General features: G+C 71.0%; 15 protein-coding genes. 5 read left to right on the forward strand and 10 right to left on the reverse strand.

Translation table 11 applies throughout. From position 1 onward, the window contains the following. The coding region (locus ETD85_RS27275; protein ID WP_240779451.1) for a PadR family transcriptional regulator at positions 1–495 on the reverse strand (495 nt) is incomplete at its 3' end. A 59-nt stretch (positions 496–554) separates the two neighbouring features. On the opposite strand from ETD85_RS27275, the gene ETD85_RS27280 reads away from it, so the two are divergent. Beyond that, a complete protein-coding gene (locus ETD85_RS27280) occupies positions 555–1316 on the forward strand; it encodes an alpha/beta fold hydrolase (protein ID WP_170246859.1) in 762 nt (253 codons plus the stop codon). Between the two features lie 277 nt (positions 1317–1593). Here ETD85_RS27280 and ETD85_RS27285 read toward each other — a convergent pair whose 3' ends face one another. Beyond that, positions 1594–2472, reverse strand: a complete 879-nt coding sequence (locus ETD85_RS27285) for a serine protein kinase RIO (RefSeq protein WP_138692630.1) — start codon at positions 2470–2472, stop codon at positions 1594–1596. Between the two features lie 251 nt (positions 2473–2723). On the opposite strand from ETD85_RS27285, the gene ETD85_RS27290 reads away from it, so the two are divergent. Further along, the gene (locus ETD85_RS27290) at positions 2724–3284 is read left to right on the forward strand and encodes a hypothetical protein (RefSeq protein WP_240779452.1); all 561 of its coding nucleotides are present in this window, start codon (positions 2724–2726) and stop codon (positions 3282–3284) included. Positions 3285–3545: 261 nt separating this feature from the next. On the opposite strand, the gene ETD85_RS27300 is transcribed toward ETD85_RS27290, so the two are convergent. Beyond that, positions 3546–4151: a hypothetical protein gene (locus ETD85_RS27300; RefSeq protein ID WP_138692631.1), complete on the reverse strand. Its 606-nt coding sequence runs from the start codon at positions 4149–4151 to the stop codon at positions 3546–3548. A 155-nt stretch (positions 4152–4306) separates the two neighbouring features. Between ETD85_RS27300 and ETD85_RS27305 the strand changes: the two genes are divergently transcribed. Both ETD85_RS27305 and ETD85_RS27310 read left to right on the forward strand, forming a co-directional pair. Next, positions 4307–5065 carry a glucose 1-dehydrogenase gene (locus ETD85_RS27305; protein ID WP_276617285.1) on the forward strand — a complete coding sequence of 253 codons (759 nt, stop codon included), beginning with the start codon at positions 4307–4309 and terminating at the stop codon, positions 5063–5065. A 3-nt stretch (positions 5066–5068) separates the two neighbouring features. Next, positions 5069–5869, forward strand: a complete 801-nt coding sequence (locus ETD85_RS27310; RefSeq protein ID WP_138692633.1) for an alpha/beta fold hydrolase — start codon at positions 5069–5071, stop codon at positions 5867–5869. A gap of 174 nt (positions 5870–6043) precedes the next feature. Here the strand turns inward: ETD85_RS27310 and ETD85_RS27315 are convergent, their stop codons facing one another. Beyond that, positions 6044–6649, reverse strand: coding sequence for a DUF4126 domain-containing protein (locus ETD85_RS27315; protein WP_138692634.1), 606 nt, complete (start codon positions 6647–6649; stop codon positions 6044–6046). Between the two features lie 39 nt (positions 6650–6688). Then, positions 6689–7594, reverse strand: coding sequence for a choline kinase family protein (locus ETD85_RS27320; RefSeq protein WP_138692635.1), 906 nt, complete (start codon positions 7592–7594; stop codon positions 6689–6691). 67 nt (positions 7595–7661) lie between these two features. On the opposite strand from ETD85_RS27320, the gene ETD85_RS27325 reads away from it, so the two are divergent. Beyond that, complete coding sequence (locus ETD85_RS27325; protein WP_138692636.1) at positions 7662–10037, forward strand: GcvT family protein; 2376 nt, start codon at positions 7662–7664, stop codon at positions 10035–10037. On the opposite strand, the gene ETD85_RS27330 is transcribed toward ETD85_RS27325, so the two are convergent. The 5 genes from ETD85_RS27330 to ETD85_RS27350 all read right to left on the reverse strand — a co-directional run bounded on the left by ETD85_RS27330 (position 10015) and on the right by ETD85_RS27350 (position 15236). Further along, entirely contained in the window at positions 10015–10797 is a 783-nt protein-coding gene (locus tag ETD85_RS27330) for a GntR family transcriptional regulator (RefSeq protein WP_138692637.1), read from the reverse strand. The genes ETD85_RS27325 and ETD85_RS27330 overlap by 23 nt on opposite strands. Before the next feature lie 65 nt (positions 10798–10862). Then, complete coding sequence (locus ETD85_RS27335) at positions 10863–11678, reverse strand: carbohydrate ABC transporter permease (protein ID WP_138692638.1); 816 nt, start codon at positions 11676–11678, stop codon at positions 10863–10865. Positions 11679–11680: 2 nt separating this feature from the next. Then, on the reverse strand, positions 11681–12619 hold the full coding sequence (locus ETD85_RS27340; RefSeq protein ID WP_138692639.1) for a carbohydrate ABC transporter permease: 939 nt from the start codon (positions 12617–12619) through the stop codon (positions 11681–11683). After that, on the reverse strand, positions 12609–13928 hold the full coding sequence (locus ETD85_RS27345; protein ID WP_338087179.1) for an ABC transporter substrate-binding protein: 1320 nt from the start codon (positions 13926–13928) through the stop codon (positions 12609–12611). Before ETD85_RS27345 ends, ETD85_RS27340 begins: the two co-directional genes overlap by 11 nt. Before the next feature lie 12 nt (positions 13929–13940). Then, complete coding sequence (locus ETD85_RS27350) at positions 13941–15236, reverse strand: ROK family transcriptional regulator (protein ID WP_138692640.1); 1296 nt, start codon at positions 15234–15236, stop codon at positions 13941–13943. Positions 15237–15302 lie beyond the last annotated feature (66 nt).

Consider the following 15302-nt stretch of genomic DNA (forward strand, 5'->3'; position numbering starts at 1 on the left):
GAGCCAGGCCAGCTCGGCCTGGCTGGTGGCGTGGGCGATGATCAGCAGCCCCTGCCGGAACGGGTCATCGAACTCCTCGGCCCCCATCGGCCGATCCCCTTCGTAGAAGAAGCTGGTGGGCTCCTCCAGGAACGCCAGTCGCCGGCGCAGCACGGCCGCCTGCTCTTTGGGCTCGTTCAGATGCCGGAGGAAGGCCAGCAGCACGAACCATCGGTTTTCATCGCTGATGTCCAGCTCGTCAGGCTCCCGCAGGCGCTGCTCCAGCTCATCACGCCCCTCGGCCGTCAGGTAGAGCATGAGCCTGGGCGCGGCGGCCGTGCCCGGCTCGTTTTTCCTGATGAGCCAGCCGGCCGTGACCATTCGCTTGATCGCCGGATAAAGCGTGCCGTCGGCCACCGGGCGCACGTGCCCCATCAACGCCGCCACCCGTCTACGCAGATCGTAGCCGTGCAACGGCTGCTCCCTCAGAAACCCCAGCATCGCCAATTCCAACATGGTGGCCATCATACCTCGGAGCCGATATATATTGGTCCCGATACAGGAGGAGAACCGTCATGCACGATGCCATCGTTCACCACAGCGGCGCCCGTATGCGCTGGGTAGAACTGCCGGGTCCGGATCCGGCTCGTGTCTACGTCCACGGCCTGGGCGCCACCTCGGCCCCCTACTACGCGGAGGTCGCCGCGCACCCCTTGCTGCCGCGAAACCGCTCTCTCCTGATCGACCTGCTCGGGTTCGGCATCAGCGACCGCCCGCAGGACTTCGCCTACACCCTTGAGGCCCACGCGGACGCCCTGGCCGAGGCGCTGCGCAAGGCCGGGGTCGCCGGTGCGGCGGTGATCGCGCACAGCATGGGTGGCGCGGTGGCGGCGGTCCTCGCGGCCCGTCACGCCGAGCTGGTCGCCAACCTGATCCTCGTGGACGCCAACCTCGACCCTTACCCGCCCATCCCGGTGCAGCCCGGCGGCAGCGGTATCGCCTCCTACACCGAGGAGGCGTTCGTGGCGGAGGGCTGGAAGGAGGTTCGCGACCGGGTGGGGCCGCACTGGTGGTCGACGATGCGCCTGGCGGATCCGCGCGGGCTCCATCGCACGGCGGTCAGCCTGGCTCAGGGCACCACACCCACCATGCGCGAGCTCCTGCAGGCGCTTCCGATTCCCCGGGCCTATCTGCACCCGGAGGGCCAGGCGCCGGCCTCGGCGGAGGAGCTGCGCGCGTCCGGCGTCGAGGTCCTGGGCATTCCCGAGTCGGGACACAACATCATGCTGGACAACCCAGAAGCGTTCGCCCGCACCCTCATGGCACTCCTCCCGTAGGGCTCGCACCCACCCTCATGGCCCTCCTCCCGTAGGGGAGGTTCCCACCCCCTTGATGGCGGCTCCTCTGGAGGACACGGTTCCGCCCCCGCCCAGCTCGCCGCAACCACCTACCCCGTTGAACCCACCTACCCCGCTGAACGACCTCGCCGCACTGCCCCACCCGACCGGCCCATTGGCTCATCCGATCGGCTCACCGAACCGGTGAATGGGACCCGCCTCACCGGACCGGCCCTCACCGGACCGGCCCTCACCGGACCGGCCCACGAGACTGGCGTCACGGGGCCATGCCGGCCTCCTTGTGGAGGAGGGCGGCGAGGGATTCGGGGTCGGCGGACGGCAGGCCCTTGGCGGTGAACCAGGTGGCGACGTTGCGGGCGTCGCGGTCCAGGAACGACGGGCCCGCCGGGTGGGCGATCACGTCCACGATCTGCGGGAGGTCGATGATCACGAGCCTCCCGTCATGGACCAGCAGGTTGTACGGGGACAGGTCCCCATGCGCCAGCCCCGCCCGGGCCAGGGTGACCATGGCCGACACCAACTGCTCCCAGAGATTTTCGAGATCGTCGGACACCTGCGCCAGCCGCGGCGCAGCATACCCCTCCGGACTCCCGATGAACTCCTGGAGGATCTCCGTCCCGACAATCTGCACCGGGTACGGCACCGGCACCCCGAGCTCCCACAGCCGGCACAACGCCCCGAACTCGGCGACCGCCCACTGCCCGGCGATCACCTGCTTGCCGAACGCCGTCCGGTTGGCCATGGCCCGGTTCATCCGGCTCTCGCGGGTCCTGCGGCCCTCCATGTAGCCGGAGTCACGGTGGAACATGCGGTGCTCGGACGAGCGGTACCGCTTGGCGGCCAGCAGGCACACGCGGTCGGTGCCCGGCACGCCCCGGGAGATCAGATGGACGTCGGCCTCTTTGCCGGTCTTGAGCACGCCGTGCTCGGTGTCGACGGCGGCCAGCTCGGTGACCAGCCAGCCGGGGTACGGCTTGGGGCCCTTCTCGGTCGGCGTGCTCTGGTCCCAGGTGGACCAGCGGTCGCCTTCGGGCGGCCCGTCGTCAGCCAGCTCGGGAGTGCTCTCGAGCCATTCGATGTCATCGGCGTCGAGGGCGTTCTTGCCACGGCTGCGGTGTTGCGAGTGCTTCGGCACGGTGGGATTGCTCCAAGGATGAGGCCCACCGGCTCGCGATCAGGTCAGCGAACGCCTGGCGGGAGGGATCGTGGACGCGGAAAACGGCACGCGGACAGTCGTCGTCACGGTCTCACCCTCCCTTCGCGTTGCAGCGATCAACCCGGCTGAGTATGCCGGGCCAGGAACTGACCTGGCAACCGATTAACCGGGAGGGGCGGGGCCGGGATAATGCGGTGCGGCCCCGCGAGGCCGGCTTGTAGCGTGCGGGCATGCGACGCTGCGACGACTGCGCCTCCTGGGAGCCGGCGGGGGCGCCCGGTTGCGCCCGGTGCGCCTGGCTGGTCGACGAGATCGTCGAAGAGGGCTGGCGCGCCTTCCTGGAGCGCGACTTCGGCGCCGCCGGGCCGCAGGACGAGCGCCTCATCGCCGAAATGGTCGTCGACGAGCCAGGAAAGCACCTGTGGCGGGTGGTCGACGCCGCCTACGACCGCCTGACCTGCGCCGAGTGCGGTGGCAAGCTGAGCAGGGGCCCGGCCGGCTGCGCCCCCTGCGACCTGGCGAACGGCTTTCGCTACGCGGCCATCGAGATCGATCGTCCTGGCGTTCCGCCGGGGAACGAGCACGCGCTGCGGGTCAACGTGGCCGTGGCCCGCCGGCCGTCCGGGATCTCGGCGTCCGAGGTGTTGCTGCGGCGGCTGGGCCTGCCCATCCTGCTGGAGGGACGGCTGCCCACCACGTCACAGGCTCAGGCCACGAAGGCCCTGGCGAACAAGGGCGCCACGGAGGCGGAGCTGGAGGCGTTCATGTACGAGGAGTGGGGGACCGCTTAATCAGGGTGCCACCGCAGGTCGAGGTCCACGTCGAAGCCGATGTAGGTCCGCAGGCGCTTGCGACGGATGCCGGTCCGGTCGGCCAGGAGGAGGTCCGGCTCCAGCCACTGGCGCATGTCCAGAGTCGAGGAGGCTCTCGAACAGCTTGAACTCGTAAAGGTGAAAACCGGTCTGCGGCGGTGTCCGGCAAGGCCGTAGTCATCGAAAGGCATGCTCGGTGAATCTCGCGCGAGGCGTCCACGATGTCACGGCGCTTAGCCGTCAGGGCAGGTCTTTGCGCTCTTCCATCGTGCGCCGGTAGAGCTCGTCGATCTGGTCCAGCGGGTCCGGGGGGCGGCGGCGTGCCTCGATCTCCAGGTCGGTGCGCGAAGTCAGGTCGGCGATGCCCGTCGAGGTGTGGTGCACCTGGTCGCCGAGCAGGTCGGCGCGGATGCGGGCGCACATCGCGGTCAGCTTGGCCTGGTGCTCCCTGAGCCGGTCGAGCGTGACGTGGTCGACGAAGGAGGACATGCGGCGCTGCTGGGCGTACATCCCGAGCTGCCCGTCGTGCACGTCGGCCTGGACGGTCAGGTCGGCCATGAGGCGCGGCAGGTCGCCCAGCCCCCAGCCCTGGCGCTGGGCGTGGTCGATGGCCTGGCGGGTCAGGGACACCTCGCGGCGCAGGTCGAGCCGCAGCCGCTCGACCTCGGCGGCGTCACCCGTGCCCATCGCGTTGACGTGCGTGGTGAGCCGCGTCGTGGCCTGCCTGGCCTTGACCGCGGCCTTCTTGCCGAGCTTGATCAGCAGATAGAGGCCGACCCCTCCCAGCAGCAGGAGGAAGGCCAGGATCACCAGTATGACGACAAGAAACTCGCTGATCTCCGCCACCTCCCGTTGGTGCTGATGCCTAGAGGATAGTCGGCCGGAGCGGCGCCGGCGCGCGGTGCCAAGCAAGCCCTTGGTTGATGATGCTCTTGATCGGGGCCAAGGGGTGTGTTTCAGTTCACATGTCCGCAGACCCGGTGCAGGAGAGGACGTGGCGCGTGCTTGACGGCAAGGTTGTGATCATCACGGGCGGCGCGAGGGGCATGGGCGCGGCCACCGCGCGCAGGTGCGTGGCGGCGGGGGCGCGGGTCGTGCTCACCGACGTGCTCACCGAGGAGGGCACCGCCACCGCCAAGGAGCTCGGCGCCCGCTTCGTGGAGCACGACGTGACGAAGCAGGAGGAGTGGGCGGCGGTGGTCGAGGCCACCCTGGAGGAGCACGGGCGGCTCGACGGGCTCGTCAACAACGCGGGCATCGCCACCCTGCTGACGATCGAGCAGCAGCCGCTGGAGGAGTTCGAGCGCGTGCTCCAGGTGAACCTGGTCGGCGTCTTCCTGGGCCTGAAAGCCGTGGTCGCGGCCATGCGCGAGGCCGGCGGCGGCGCGGTGGTGAACCTGTCGTCGGTCGCCGGGCTCACCGCACTGCCCGCCACCGGCGGGTACGGCGCCTCCAAATGGGGCGTGCGCGGGCTGACCAAGATCGCCGCGCTGGAGTTCGGGCGGGACGGCATCCGCGTCAACTCCGTACATCCCGGGATGATCGTCACGCCGATGACGCAGTCGCTCGGGGCGCTGTCGGGGGAGGGCACCTTCCCGCTGGCTCCCGCCGGGCGCTGGGGAGAGGCCGAGGAGGTCGCGGAGGCGATCGCGTTCCTGCTGTCGGACGCGGCCTCGTACATCACGGGGGCCGAGCTGGCCATCGACGGCGGGTGGACGGCAGGGGAGGGCTCGCTGCTGCCCCCGCCGGGGAGGCGGTGAGAGATGCCGTACGCGGACGTCGGCGGAAATATCAGGATCTTCTACACCGATGACGGGGACGGGCCGCCCCTGCTGCTCGTCCACGGCTGGGGCACCGACTCCCACCAATGGTCCTGGCACATCGACGCGCTCGCCGCCGCCGGGCACCGCGTGATCGCCGCCGACCTGCGCGGGCACGGCTACTCCTCGGTCCCGCTGACGGGCAACACGCCGCGCCTGATGGCCGCCGACCTGGCCGGCCTGCTCGACGTGCTCGGCGTCCCCGAGGTGGTCGCCGTCGGGCACTCGATGGGGGGCCAGGTCGTGTCCATCCTCGCCGTCGAGCACCCGGATCGGGTGCGCGCGCTGGTCACCCTCGACCCCGGCTACGGCATGACGGCCGGCATCGCCGCGCGCTTCCCCGAGATGATCGCGGGCCTGCGCGGCGAGCACGCCCACGCCGCCGCCGAGGCGATCGACGAATGGTGCACGAACGCCGCCACCCCCGCCGTCATCAGGCGCTGGCACAAACGCCGCCTGTACGGGATGGCGCCGCACGTGCTCGCCGAGGCGTTCGAGGCCATGTTCACCGGCCCGGAGGCCATCGGGACGCGACCGGCGAGCGACGACTACCTGGCACGCAGGCAGTGCCCGGTGCTGTCGATCTGGGCGGACCCCGAGCGGGCCGGATGGGAGGCCGGCCTGCTCAAGCACCCGGGGTCCAGGGTCGTGTGCTGGGACGGTTCGAGCCACCGGCTGCACGAGGAGCGCCCGGCCGAGTTGGTGCACCTGCTGAGCGGATGGCTGCGCACCCTGCGGACCTGAAAAGCGTATGGGGCCCGGCGGCGCGGGTGCCGCCGCCGGGCCCCGAACGGTGTGAGCGAGCCAGGGGTTGGGGGCCTCGTTGCGCTCACACGTCTCATCCGGTCGTTCGCAACCTGGAGACGACCGTACGAGACGCGTCGCCGGCCCCGCGTCAGCCCGCAGGATGATCGGGCGTCAGCCTGGCGGGTGACCCCGGGCCGCCCGCCGGCGCGCGCGGAAGCGGCGTACGCGCCTGATCAGCCACCAGGCCAGCACGGCCAGCAGCAGCAAGGCGACGATCACCAGCACGGGCATGAACACGGCGATCAGGCTCATGCCCAGCGCCCCGGCGTCCTCGGCCGTGCTGACCACGGGCGCGCCCACCCCGGCCGTGCCCACGTTGATCACCGGGCGGGCGGCCGACTTGACCGCGTGCACGGCCAGCGCCATCACGATGCCCAGCAGCCAGCCCACCCATGGGCGCTCGGTCATCCAGGTGGACTTGTCGAGCTCGGCGGCGGCGGTCGTGGCGGAGAAGACCACGCCGCCGGAGGCCGGCCTGATCACGGTCTGGATGGCGTCGTTGACGCTGTCGACGGCCGGCACCTTGTCCAGGACGAACTCGGCGGCCAGCAGGACCGCGATGATCGCGAGTACGCCCCAGTTCGACAGCCAAGCGTAGCCGTCCGGCAGTCGCACCGAGTCGGTGAGGTTCGCGAGCACGCCCACGACCAGGAGTGGGATGTAGGCGTTCAGGCCGGCGGCCGTGGACAGTCCGAGACCGGTCAGTGCGGCGAGCATGCACCCCAGTCTGCCCGCCCGGAGGCGGCCGTGCCGCGGCTAATCCGGCCGCGCCGCCTCGTCCATGAGATCGGCCAGGTCAGGCCCGGTGAACTCGGTCACCGCCCGCTCGTACTTCTCCATGCCCCACGACCAGAAGTCGAAGTCGATGCTCTCGTTGGCGCCGTCCTGGATGGAGGCCCAGAGCGTCCAGCCGTACTTGGACATGAGGCCGAGCAGCCGGGCTCGCGCGATCTTGTGGCGGAGCCGGCGGCCGTAGTACGCGGTGACCAGCTCCTCCAGGTGGCCGGGCGGGAGGTCCGACTCGCTCCAGATGTTGCCCAGCTCGAAGCAGGCGTCGTTGTTGCCGGCGTACTCGTAGTCGATGAGCCACAGGCGCTCGCCGTCGTCGAGGATGTTGCCCGGCAGGAGGTCGTTGTTGCAGGGCACGGTGCCCTCGTCGCGGACCGCCAGACATTTCCGGATCCGGGCGACGGTGGGCATGAAGTCGAGATACCTGGGCGGGAGCCGGAAGCCGCGGTCCCCGACGATGGCCAGGTAGCGCCGCTGGATGTCGAACATGTCGAAGTCCCGTACGAACCGCGGCCCCGCGTGCAGGCGGCGGCAGGCCCGGGCGACGCGCGGCAGGTTCGCCGGGTCGCGCAGGTCGGCCTCCGTGAAGGTGCGCCCCGGCAGGAATCCCACCACCAGCACCCCGAGCTCGGGGTGGTAACCGTGCACGGGAGCGCCCACCCCGGCCTCCGCAGCGGCCAGCGAGCAGGCGTGCTCGGCGTCCCTGTCGATCGCCAGCAGGTCGCCGTCGCTGGCCGACACGCGCACGACGTACGTGCCACGCGGGGTGGTGACCTTGTAGTTGTGGTTGGTGAGCCCGCCCGGCAGCTCCGCCACGGTGCGCGGCATGCCGGACAGCAGGGGGATGCGATCGAGGACCTCGGGCACGGCCATGTTCGATGCTAGCTCTGCGGCCCTAAACGGTCTAGACCTTTTACGGCCCGGCGGTTAGCCTCGCGACATGAGCGACTCGGCCCGCATCGTGATCATCGGCGGCGGGGTGGGCGGCGCCTCCGTCGCCTACCACCTCACCCAACTCGGCGAACGCGACGTCGTCCTGCTGGAGCGGGACGAGCTCACCAGCGGCTCCACCTTCCACTCCGCGGGCCTCGTCGGCCAGCTGCGCGCCGACCCCACGCTGACCAGGATGAACCAGTACTCCGTCGAGCTCTATCGCACCCTCGACGCGGGCTGGACCGAGTGCGGCGGCATCAAGCTGGCCGCCACGCCCGAGCGGATGGCGGAGATCCGCCGCCAGATCGGCTGGGCGCGCACGTTCGGGCTGCCGCTGGAGGAGATCTCCGTGGCCGAGGCCGTCGAGCTGTTCCCGCTCATGGACCCCGCGGGGGTCGTCGGCGCGGCCTACCTGCCCACGGACGGCCAGGTGGACCCGTCGCAGCTCTGCTACGCCCTCGCCGCGAGGGCCCGCGAGGGCGGCGCGGTGATCAGGACCCGCGTCCGGGTGCTCGGCATCGACACCGAGAAGGGCCGCGTCACCAGGGTCCGCACCGACCAGGGGGACATCGACTGCGAGATCGTGGTCAACTGCGGCGGCATGTTCGCCGCCGAGATCGGCCGCATGGCCGGGGTGCGGATCCCGATCGTGCCCATGTCGCACCAGTACGTCGTGACCGAAGCCTGCCACGACCACGCGAGCCTGCCCACGCTGCGCGACCCCGACCTGCTCGTCTACTACCGGCAGGAGGTGCAGGGCCTGGTCATGGGCGGCTACGAACGCACCTGCGCGCCCTGGACGGCCGGCCCCAACGCCTTCGACGCGGTCCCCGCGGACTTCAACGGCCGCCTGCTGGCCGAGGACTGGCCCAGGCTGGAGGAGATCTCCGACAACTCCCGCATCCGCGTGCCCGCCATGGCCGACGTCGGGATCCGCAAGCTGATCAACGGGCCGGAGGCGTTCACCCCCGACAACGAGTTCTGCCTGGGGGAGACGGAGGTGGGCGGGTTCTTCGTGGCCGCCGGGTTCTGCGCCCATGGCATCGCGGGCGCGGGCGGGATCGGCAAGGTGATGGCCGAGTGGATCGTCGAGGGCGAGCCGAGCATGGACGTCTGGCACATGGACATCCGGCGCTTCGGCCGCCAGTACCGCTCGCCGTCGTACACGATCAAGCGGGCGATCGAGAACTACGAGACGTACTACGACATCCGCTACCCGGGCCACGAGCGGTCGGCGGGCCGTCCGCTGCGCCTGTCGCCCGCCTACGGCTGGCACGCCGCCCACGGGGCCTCCTTCGGCGAGAAGTCGGGCTGGGAGCGGGTCAACTACTACGAGCCGAACGCGGCGGGCGGCGACGAGCGGGAGCGGCCGGGAGGATGGGCGGGCCGCTTGTGGTCGCCCGCGATCGGGGCGGAGCACCGGGCCACCAGGACGGCCGCCGGGCTGTTCGACGAGAGCTCGTTCGCCAAGATCGAGGTCACCGGCCCCGACGCCGCCGCCCTGCTGGAGTGGGTGTGCGACAACCGGGTCGCCCGCCAGGTCGGGGCGGTCACCTACACGCAGGCGCTCAACCGGCGCGGCGGCATCGAGTGCGACTTCACCGTCACCCGGCGCGGCGAGGAGGAGTTCCTCGTCGTCACCGGCACCGCGTTCGGCTCGCACGACCTGGGCTGGCTGCGCAAGCAGGCCGCGCTCACCGGCTCCACCGCCAGGATCGCCGACGTCACCGGCCAGTACGCCTGCTTCGCCCTGTGGGGCCCCCGCGCCCCTGACATCATCGCCGGGCTGACGCCCGGCCCGATGGACTTCCCGTTCATGTCCGCGCGGGAGCTGACCGTGGGCGACGTGCCGGTGCTGGCGCTGCGGGTGACGTTCGTGGGGGAGCCGGGCTGGGAGCTCTACTGCTCCAGCGAGTACGGGCTCGCCCTGTGGCAGGAGCTGTGGCGGGCGGGGGAGCCGTACGGGCTCGTGGCGGGCGGCTACCGGGCCATCGACAGCCTCAGGCTGGAGAAGGGGTACCGGGTGTGGGGGGCCGACATCGGGCCGGAGACGACGCCGTACGAGGCCGGGCTGGGGTTCTGCGTGAAGAAGGACAAGGACTTCCTCGGCGCGGACGCGCTGGACCCGTCGCCGGAGCGCCGGCTGCGCTGCGTCACGCTGCGCGACCCGCGCGCCGTCGCGCTCGGCAACGAGCCGGTACGCGTGGACGGCGCGGTCGTGGGGCGGGTCACCTCGGGCGGCTACGGCTACACCGTGCGCGAGTCCATCGCCTACGCCTACCTGCCGGCCGGACCGGGCACGGAGGCCGAGATCGACGTCGAGATCGAGGTCGAGGGCACGTGGGTGCCCGGCACCGTGGTCAGGACGCCCCTGGTGTCGTGAACGGCGCGGTGAACGGCGCCGTGACGCCACTGCGCACCGAGATGCGGACCCGGTCGGGGCGGAACAGGTCGCGGGCGTACTCCACCGGCGTGCCGTCCGCGGCATAGGCGGTGCGCTCGATCAGCATGAGCGGCGTGCCCGGCTCGATGCCCAGCTCGGCCGCCTCGGCGGGCCTGGCGGTCACCGGGTCGAGATGCTCGACCGCCGTACGCGGCTCCAGGTCGTAGCGGGCGGCGAGCAGGGCGTACAGGGAGCCGGTGAGGTCCTGGCCGAGGAGCCCCGGCAGGTCGGGGAAGTAGGAGCGTTCGAGCGCCACCGGCGTGCGGCCGGCCGAGCGTACCCTGGCCACCTCGTGCACCGGCGAGCCCGCCGCCACCTCCAGCGCCCGGGCCACCGCGCCCGGCGCGGGCACCGTCGCGGCGACCAGGATCCGCGCCTCGGCCCGCAGGTGGGCCCGCCGCATCTGCTCGGTGAACCCGGCCAGCCCCGTCAGGTCGCACTCGATGCGCGGCTCCGCCACGAACGCGCCGCCCGACCTGCCCGGCACCCTGATCAGCACGCCGTCGCGCTCCAGCGTGGCCAGCGCCTGCCTGAGCGTCATCCGGCTCACGCCGAGCCGCCCGGCCAGCTCCCGCTCGCCGGGCAGCCGGTCGCCCGGCGCCATCTCGCCGCTGGAGATCGACTCGAGCAGCCACCGCTCGATCTGCACGTGCGCGGGAACTCCCGTGCCGCGCTCCAGCTCAGGTGGTGTCCCTACCACGTCGTCACCACGTCCCCACTACACGCGCATCTTGCCACGCTCCCGGGCATCGACGCCAAAAGGGGTCAGCCCTTGATGGCGCCCTGGGTGATCCCGTTGACGAAGCTGCGCTGGAAGACGAGATACACCGCGACGATCGGTACGACGACGATCAGGCAGGCCGCCGCCAGCAACGGGATGTCCGTCGTGTACTGGCCGACGAACAGCCCCAGGCCGCCCGGCGCCGTGCGCCGGTCCGGATCCTGCATCATGACCAGGACCAGCATGAACTGGTTCCACGACCACATGAAGTACAGCACCGACAGCGTGGTGATCGCCGGCCACGAGATGGGCAGCAGCACCCGCAGCAGCACGACGAGATCCCTGGCGCCGTCGATGCGCGCCGCCTCGACGAGCTCCTCCGGGACGTTCGAGAAGTGGGTCTGCATCCAGTAGACCCCGAACGGCATGAACAGGGCCGCCTCGGCGAGGATGATGCCGACGTAGGAGTTGGTCAGGCCGACCTCGCGCAGGTTGAAGTAGAGCGCGACCACGATCACCTCGATCGGCAGCGTCAGCCCCAGCACGAACCCGAACGACACCGCCCGGTGGCCCCACACCTTGAGAATCGCCAGCCCGTAGCCCGCGAGCGTGGCCATCGCCACCGCGAGCGGCACCACGCAGACCGCGATCAGGATGCTGGAGCGCATGAGCGAGGTGAAGTTGCCGCGCTCCCAGGCGAGCGCGAAGTTCTCCCACGACCACCGGTCCGGGAGGCTCAGCCCGTCGAGCTGCGCTCCGGAGGGATGCAGGGCGGCCAGGACGATGCTGAGGAACGGCACCAGCACCATGGCAGCCAGCAGGACGAGTACGCCGTACCTGACAGTGACACCGCCGCGCATGCTCAATCCCTGTCCCTGGTGAAGTATCGGACGGCGCTGACGACGGCGATCACGATCACGGTCAGCACGACGGCCAGCGCGCTCGCGCCGCCGATGTCGCCCTCGTTGAAGGCCAGCCGGTAGACCAGCAGGCCGGGTACGTTGGTCTGCCCCGCGGGCCCGCCGTTCGTCGTGACGAAGACGAGGTCGAAGCTGGCCAGCGCGGCGATCGTGGTGATGACGCCGGCGACCGTGATCTCCTTGCGCACCCCGGGCAGGGTGACGTGCAGGAACCGGCGGAACGTGCCCGCGCCGTCGAGCGTGGCGGCCTCGTACAGAGACGGGTCGATCTTCTGCGCGCCGGCCAGGAAGAGCATCATGCACAGGCCGCTCATCACCCAGGTGCCGATGAGCCCGAGCGAGACCAGCGCCAGGCCGTAGTCGCCGAGCCAGGCCCGGCTGAGCGCGCCGAGGCCGACCAGCTCCAGGAGCTGGTTGACGACGCCGGTCTCGCTGTATAGCCACCGCCAGGTGATGCCGACGGCCACCAGCGGCAGCACCTGGGGGAGGAAGAAGACGATGCGGAAGAACGTCATCCCCCGGCGCACCTTGCCCATCAGCAGGGCGGTCATGACCAGCCCCGCGGCGATGGGGATGACCGAGAAGAAGACGATCAGCACGAGGCTGTGCAGGATGGCCTCGTACAGCGCCGAATCCCGAAATATCTTGACGTAGTTGGCGAAGCCCGCCCACACGGGCGGCAGGATGCCGTCCCAGGTCAGCAGGGACAGGCGCAGCGTGTTGAGCGCCGGCCAGATGGCGAAGCCCAGATACACCGCGAGGGCGGGAAGGATGTAGAGCCAGCCGCGCAGCCGCCGGCCGGGCGGGCGGCCCGCCCGCTCCCCGCCGCGGGCCTGGGCGGCCCGTGGCGGGGAGGCGGACGAGATCAGATCACGAGCCATGGTGCGCGTCCCACGACTCCTGCAGAGACTTCAGGAAGGCGTCAGGCGTGGTCTTGCCGCTGATGAGGCCCTGGACGCCGGGGGTCAGCTTGTCGATCATGCCGGGGGAGGCGTAGTCGGGGAACGGGACGATCCCGTTGCCCTGCGCCACCGGCGCGAACACGGTCGCGATCTCGCCGCGCAGCCCCTGCGCGCCCAGCTCGGACTTGGTGTCCACGGGCATGAACCCGCCGTCGAACTCGATCTTCGCCGCCTCCGCCGAGCCGAGGTAGTCGAGGAACGCCGCGGCGACGTTCGGGTGCTTGGTCTTCGCGGAGATGGCGTAGGCGACGCTCGCCCCCGAGGCCACGTTCGCCGGCTTGTCCGTCGCCGTGGGCATGAGGAAGAAGCCGACGTCAGCCCCCATCTCGGTCTCCAGCGTGGAGGCGGCCCAGTTGCCCGTCACCAGGAACGCGCTCTTGCCCTTGGAGAAGTTCGCCAGGGCGTCGGTGTCGGCCGTGGCGTTCGCCGAGTCGGGCAGGTAGCCCTTGCTCGCCCAGCCGGCCAGCGTCTGGGTGGCCTTCAGCGCGCCCGGGGTCTCGATCGTCGAGCCCGGCTTGCCGTAGACCCAGGACCGGTAGTCGGCGACCTCGCCGGTGACGTTGAGCAGCGCGTTCCACAGGTGGAAGCCGCCGACCTGGAGCGCGCCGAGGCTCAGCGGGGTCTGGCCGGAGTCCTTCACCCGCTGCAGCTCGGTCTCGAACTCGGCCAGCGTCTTCGGGACCTGCTTGACCATCTTCTTGTTGTAGTAGACGCCGACGACGGACAGGCCGCCCGGCACGGCGTACAGGCTGCCGGTGCCGAACTGCTTGGCGGACTTGTCGGAGCTGAGGATCTCCAGGCTGGCCGGCGGGAACTTGCCGCTCCAGCCGTACGCCTTGGACCAGGGGGTCAGGTCCAGGATGAGGCCGGCCGGGACCAGGGAGTTCATCGCGCCCGGGTTGTACTGGGCGATGTCCGGCGCCGCGTCCGACGACATCGACAGCTTGATGGACTTGACGTAGTCGTTGAACGGCGTCATCTGGGGCTTGATGGTGACGTTCGGGTGCTGCTTGGTGAAGCCGTCAATGAGCGTCTTCGTGGGCGGGTCGTTGCTGTAGGCCAGGGTGAGCGTCACCGGTTCCGCGGGCACGGCCGTCGACACCTCGATCTTCGGCGCGGCGGCACCACCCGTGCTGCTGCTGCCGGCGCAGGCCGTCAGGAACAATGACGCCGTGACGCCGAGCGCCACAAGCGCTGTCTGACGCCGGGCTGATGTCGTCATATGCATGACCTTTCTCCTTCATCGGGGGGTGACGCCGGCCGGGCGCGTCGGGGTCTGACGGCCTTCATGTCGACCGGTTGTCACCAGGCCGAACCTGGTGCGCTCGATCTCGTCCAGCGAATGGAGCAGTGCGCCGTGGACGACGGCGTCCTCCTGGAGCGCCGAGACCTCCAGGGCCGGCTGGTCCAGCGGCTCGTCGGCCAGATGCCGCCGGAGCGCCGCGAGCAGCGGCTCCCCGCCTCTGGCCAGGGGACCGCCGATGACCACGAGCCGCGGGTTGAGAATCGCCCTGAGCACGGCGATGCCCTTGGCGAAGCGGCGGGCCACCAGGTCGATCGCCTCCAGGGCGGCCGGTCGGCCGCCGGTGACGGCGTCCAGCACGGCGTCCAGCGCGCGCTCGCCCGCGGCCTCGATCGCGGCGGCGAACTCGGCGTCGCCGGCGCGTTCGGCCGCCGCCGCGGCCTGGCGGACGATCTCCTCGCCGCCGACCCGGTCCTCGAACGGGCCGAGGCCGTGCGGGTGCCGGGAGCCGGCGTGGCCCGCGCCCGACCCGTCCATGAACAGATCGAGGAAGCCGACGTCGCCGGCGTCGTTGGACGCGCCGCGGTAGAGCTCGCCGTTCAGCACGATACCGGCGCCGACGCGCTCACCCCAGTGCACCATGACCAGCGAGTCCTCGCGCCGCTCCGCGCCGCGCCACCGCTCGCCCTGCGTCGCCAGCTTGACGTCGTTGTCCAGGTAGACCGGGCAGCCGAGGGCCTCTTTCAGCCCTCGCGTGAGCACGTCGCCGGCCAGGCCGGGCATGCTCGGGATGAGCTTGATGACCCCGGCCGCCGGATCGACGATGCCGGGCGTGCCCGCCGAGGCGAACCACAGGTCGCCGGCCGTGAGACCGGCCGAGCGCAGCGTCCGGTCCACCGCGGACAGGGCGGTTCGCACCACCTGCTCCCCGCCGGCTCCGGCGCCGAGCTGCACCGCCTCGGACGCGATGACCGTCCCGGACAGGTCCGAGACCGCCACCCGCAGGTCCTGCGGGCTGATCGAGACGCCCAGCGCGTGGCCCGCCTCCGCCCGGAACCGGACGAGCTGCGCGGGCCGCCCCGCCCTGCTGGAGTCGCGGGCGAGCGAGCCGAACTCGACGAGCCCCTCCTCGGCCAAGGCGTTGAGCGAGCGGGTGACCGCCTGCCTGGACAGGCCCACCGCCTTGGCCAGCGCGGACACGCTCATGCTCGGCTCGGCCCTGAGCCTGCGCAGGATCGCGGCCGCGTTCACCTCCCGCATGAACTGCGTGCCCGCGGCGACCAACTGCTCCATGCCTTGTTCTCCCAGCCTCGTGGCGTCGTGCCGGTACGCTAGCATATTAATTATGGATCGTACGGA

The organism is Nonomuraea zeae, assembly GCF_005889725.1.
Classification (GTDB): domain Bacteria; phylum Actinomycetota; class Actinomycetes; order Streptosporangiales; family Streptosporangiaceae; genus Nonomuraea; species Nonomuraea zeae.

Coding starts and splice junctions, on each gene's coding strand:
- ETD85_RS27345 (WP_338087179.1), bottom strand. CDS start 13,928: ATGCATATGACGACATCAGCCCGGCGTCAGACAGCGCTTGTGGCGCTC.
- ETD85_RS27335 (WP_138692638.1), bottom strand. CDS start 11,678: ATGCGCGGCGGTGTCACTGTCAGGTACGGCGTACTCGTCCTGCTGGCT.
- ETD85_RS27325 (WP_138692636.1), top strand. CDS start 7,662: ATGAGCGACTCGGCCCGCATCGTGATCATCGGCGGCGGGGTGGGCGGC.
- ETD85_RS27315 (WP_138692634.1), bottom strand. CDS start 6,649: ATGCTCGCCGCACTGACCGGTCTCGGACTGTCCACGGCCGCCGGCCTG.
- ETD85_RS27350 (WP_138692640.1), bottom strand. CDS start 15,236: ATGGAGCAGTTGGTCGCCGCGGGCACGCAGTTCATGCGGGAGGTGAAC.
- ETD85_RS27310 (WP_138692633.1), top strand. CDS start 5,069: ATGCCGTACGCGGACGTCGGCGGAAATATCAGGATCTTCTACACCGAT.
- ETD85_RS27340 (WP_138692639.1), bottom strand. CDS start 12,619: ATGGCTCGTGATCTGATCTCGTCCGCCTCCCCGCCACGGGCCGCCCAG.
- ETD85_RS27320 (WP_138692635.1), bottom strand. CDS start 7,594: ATGGCCGTGCCCGAGGTCCTCGATCGCATCCCCCTGCTGTCCGGCATG.
- ETD85_RS27280 (WP_170246859.1), top strand. CDS start 555: ATGCACGATGCCATCGTTCACCACAGCGGCGCCCGTATGCGCTGGGTA.
- ETD85_RS27290 (WP_240779452.1), top strand. CDS start 2,724: ATGCGACGCTGCGACGACTGCGCCTCCTGGGAGCCGGCGGGGGCGCCC.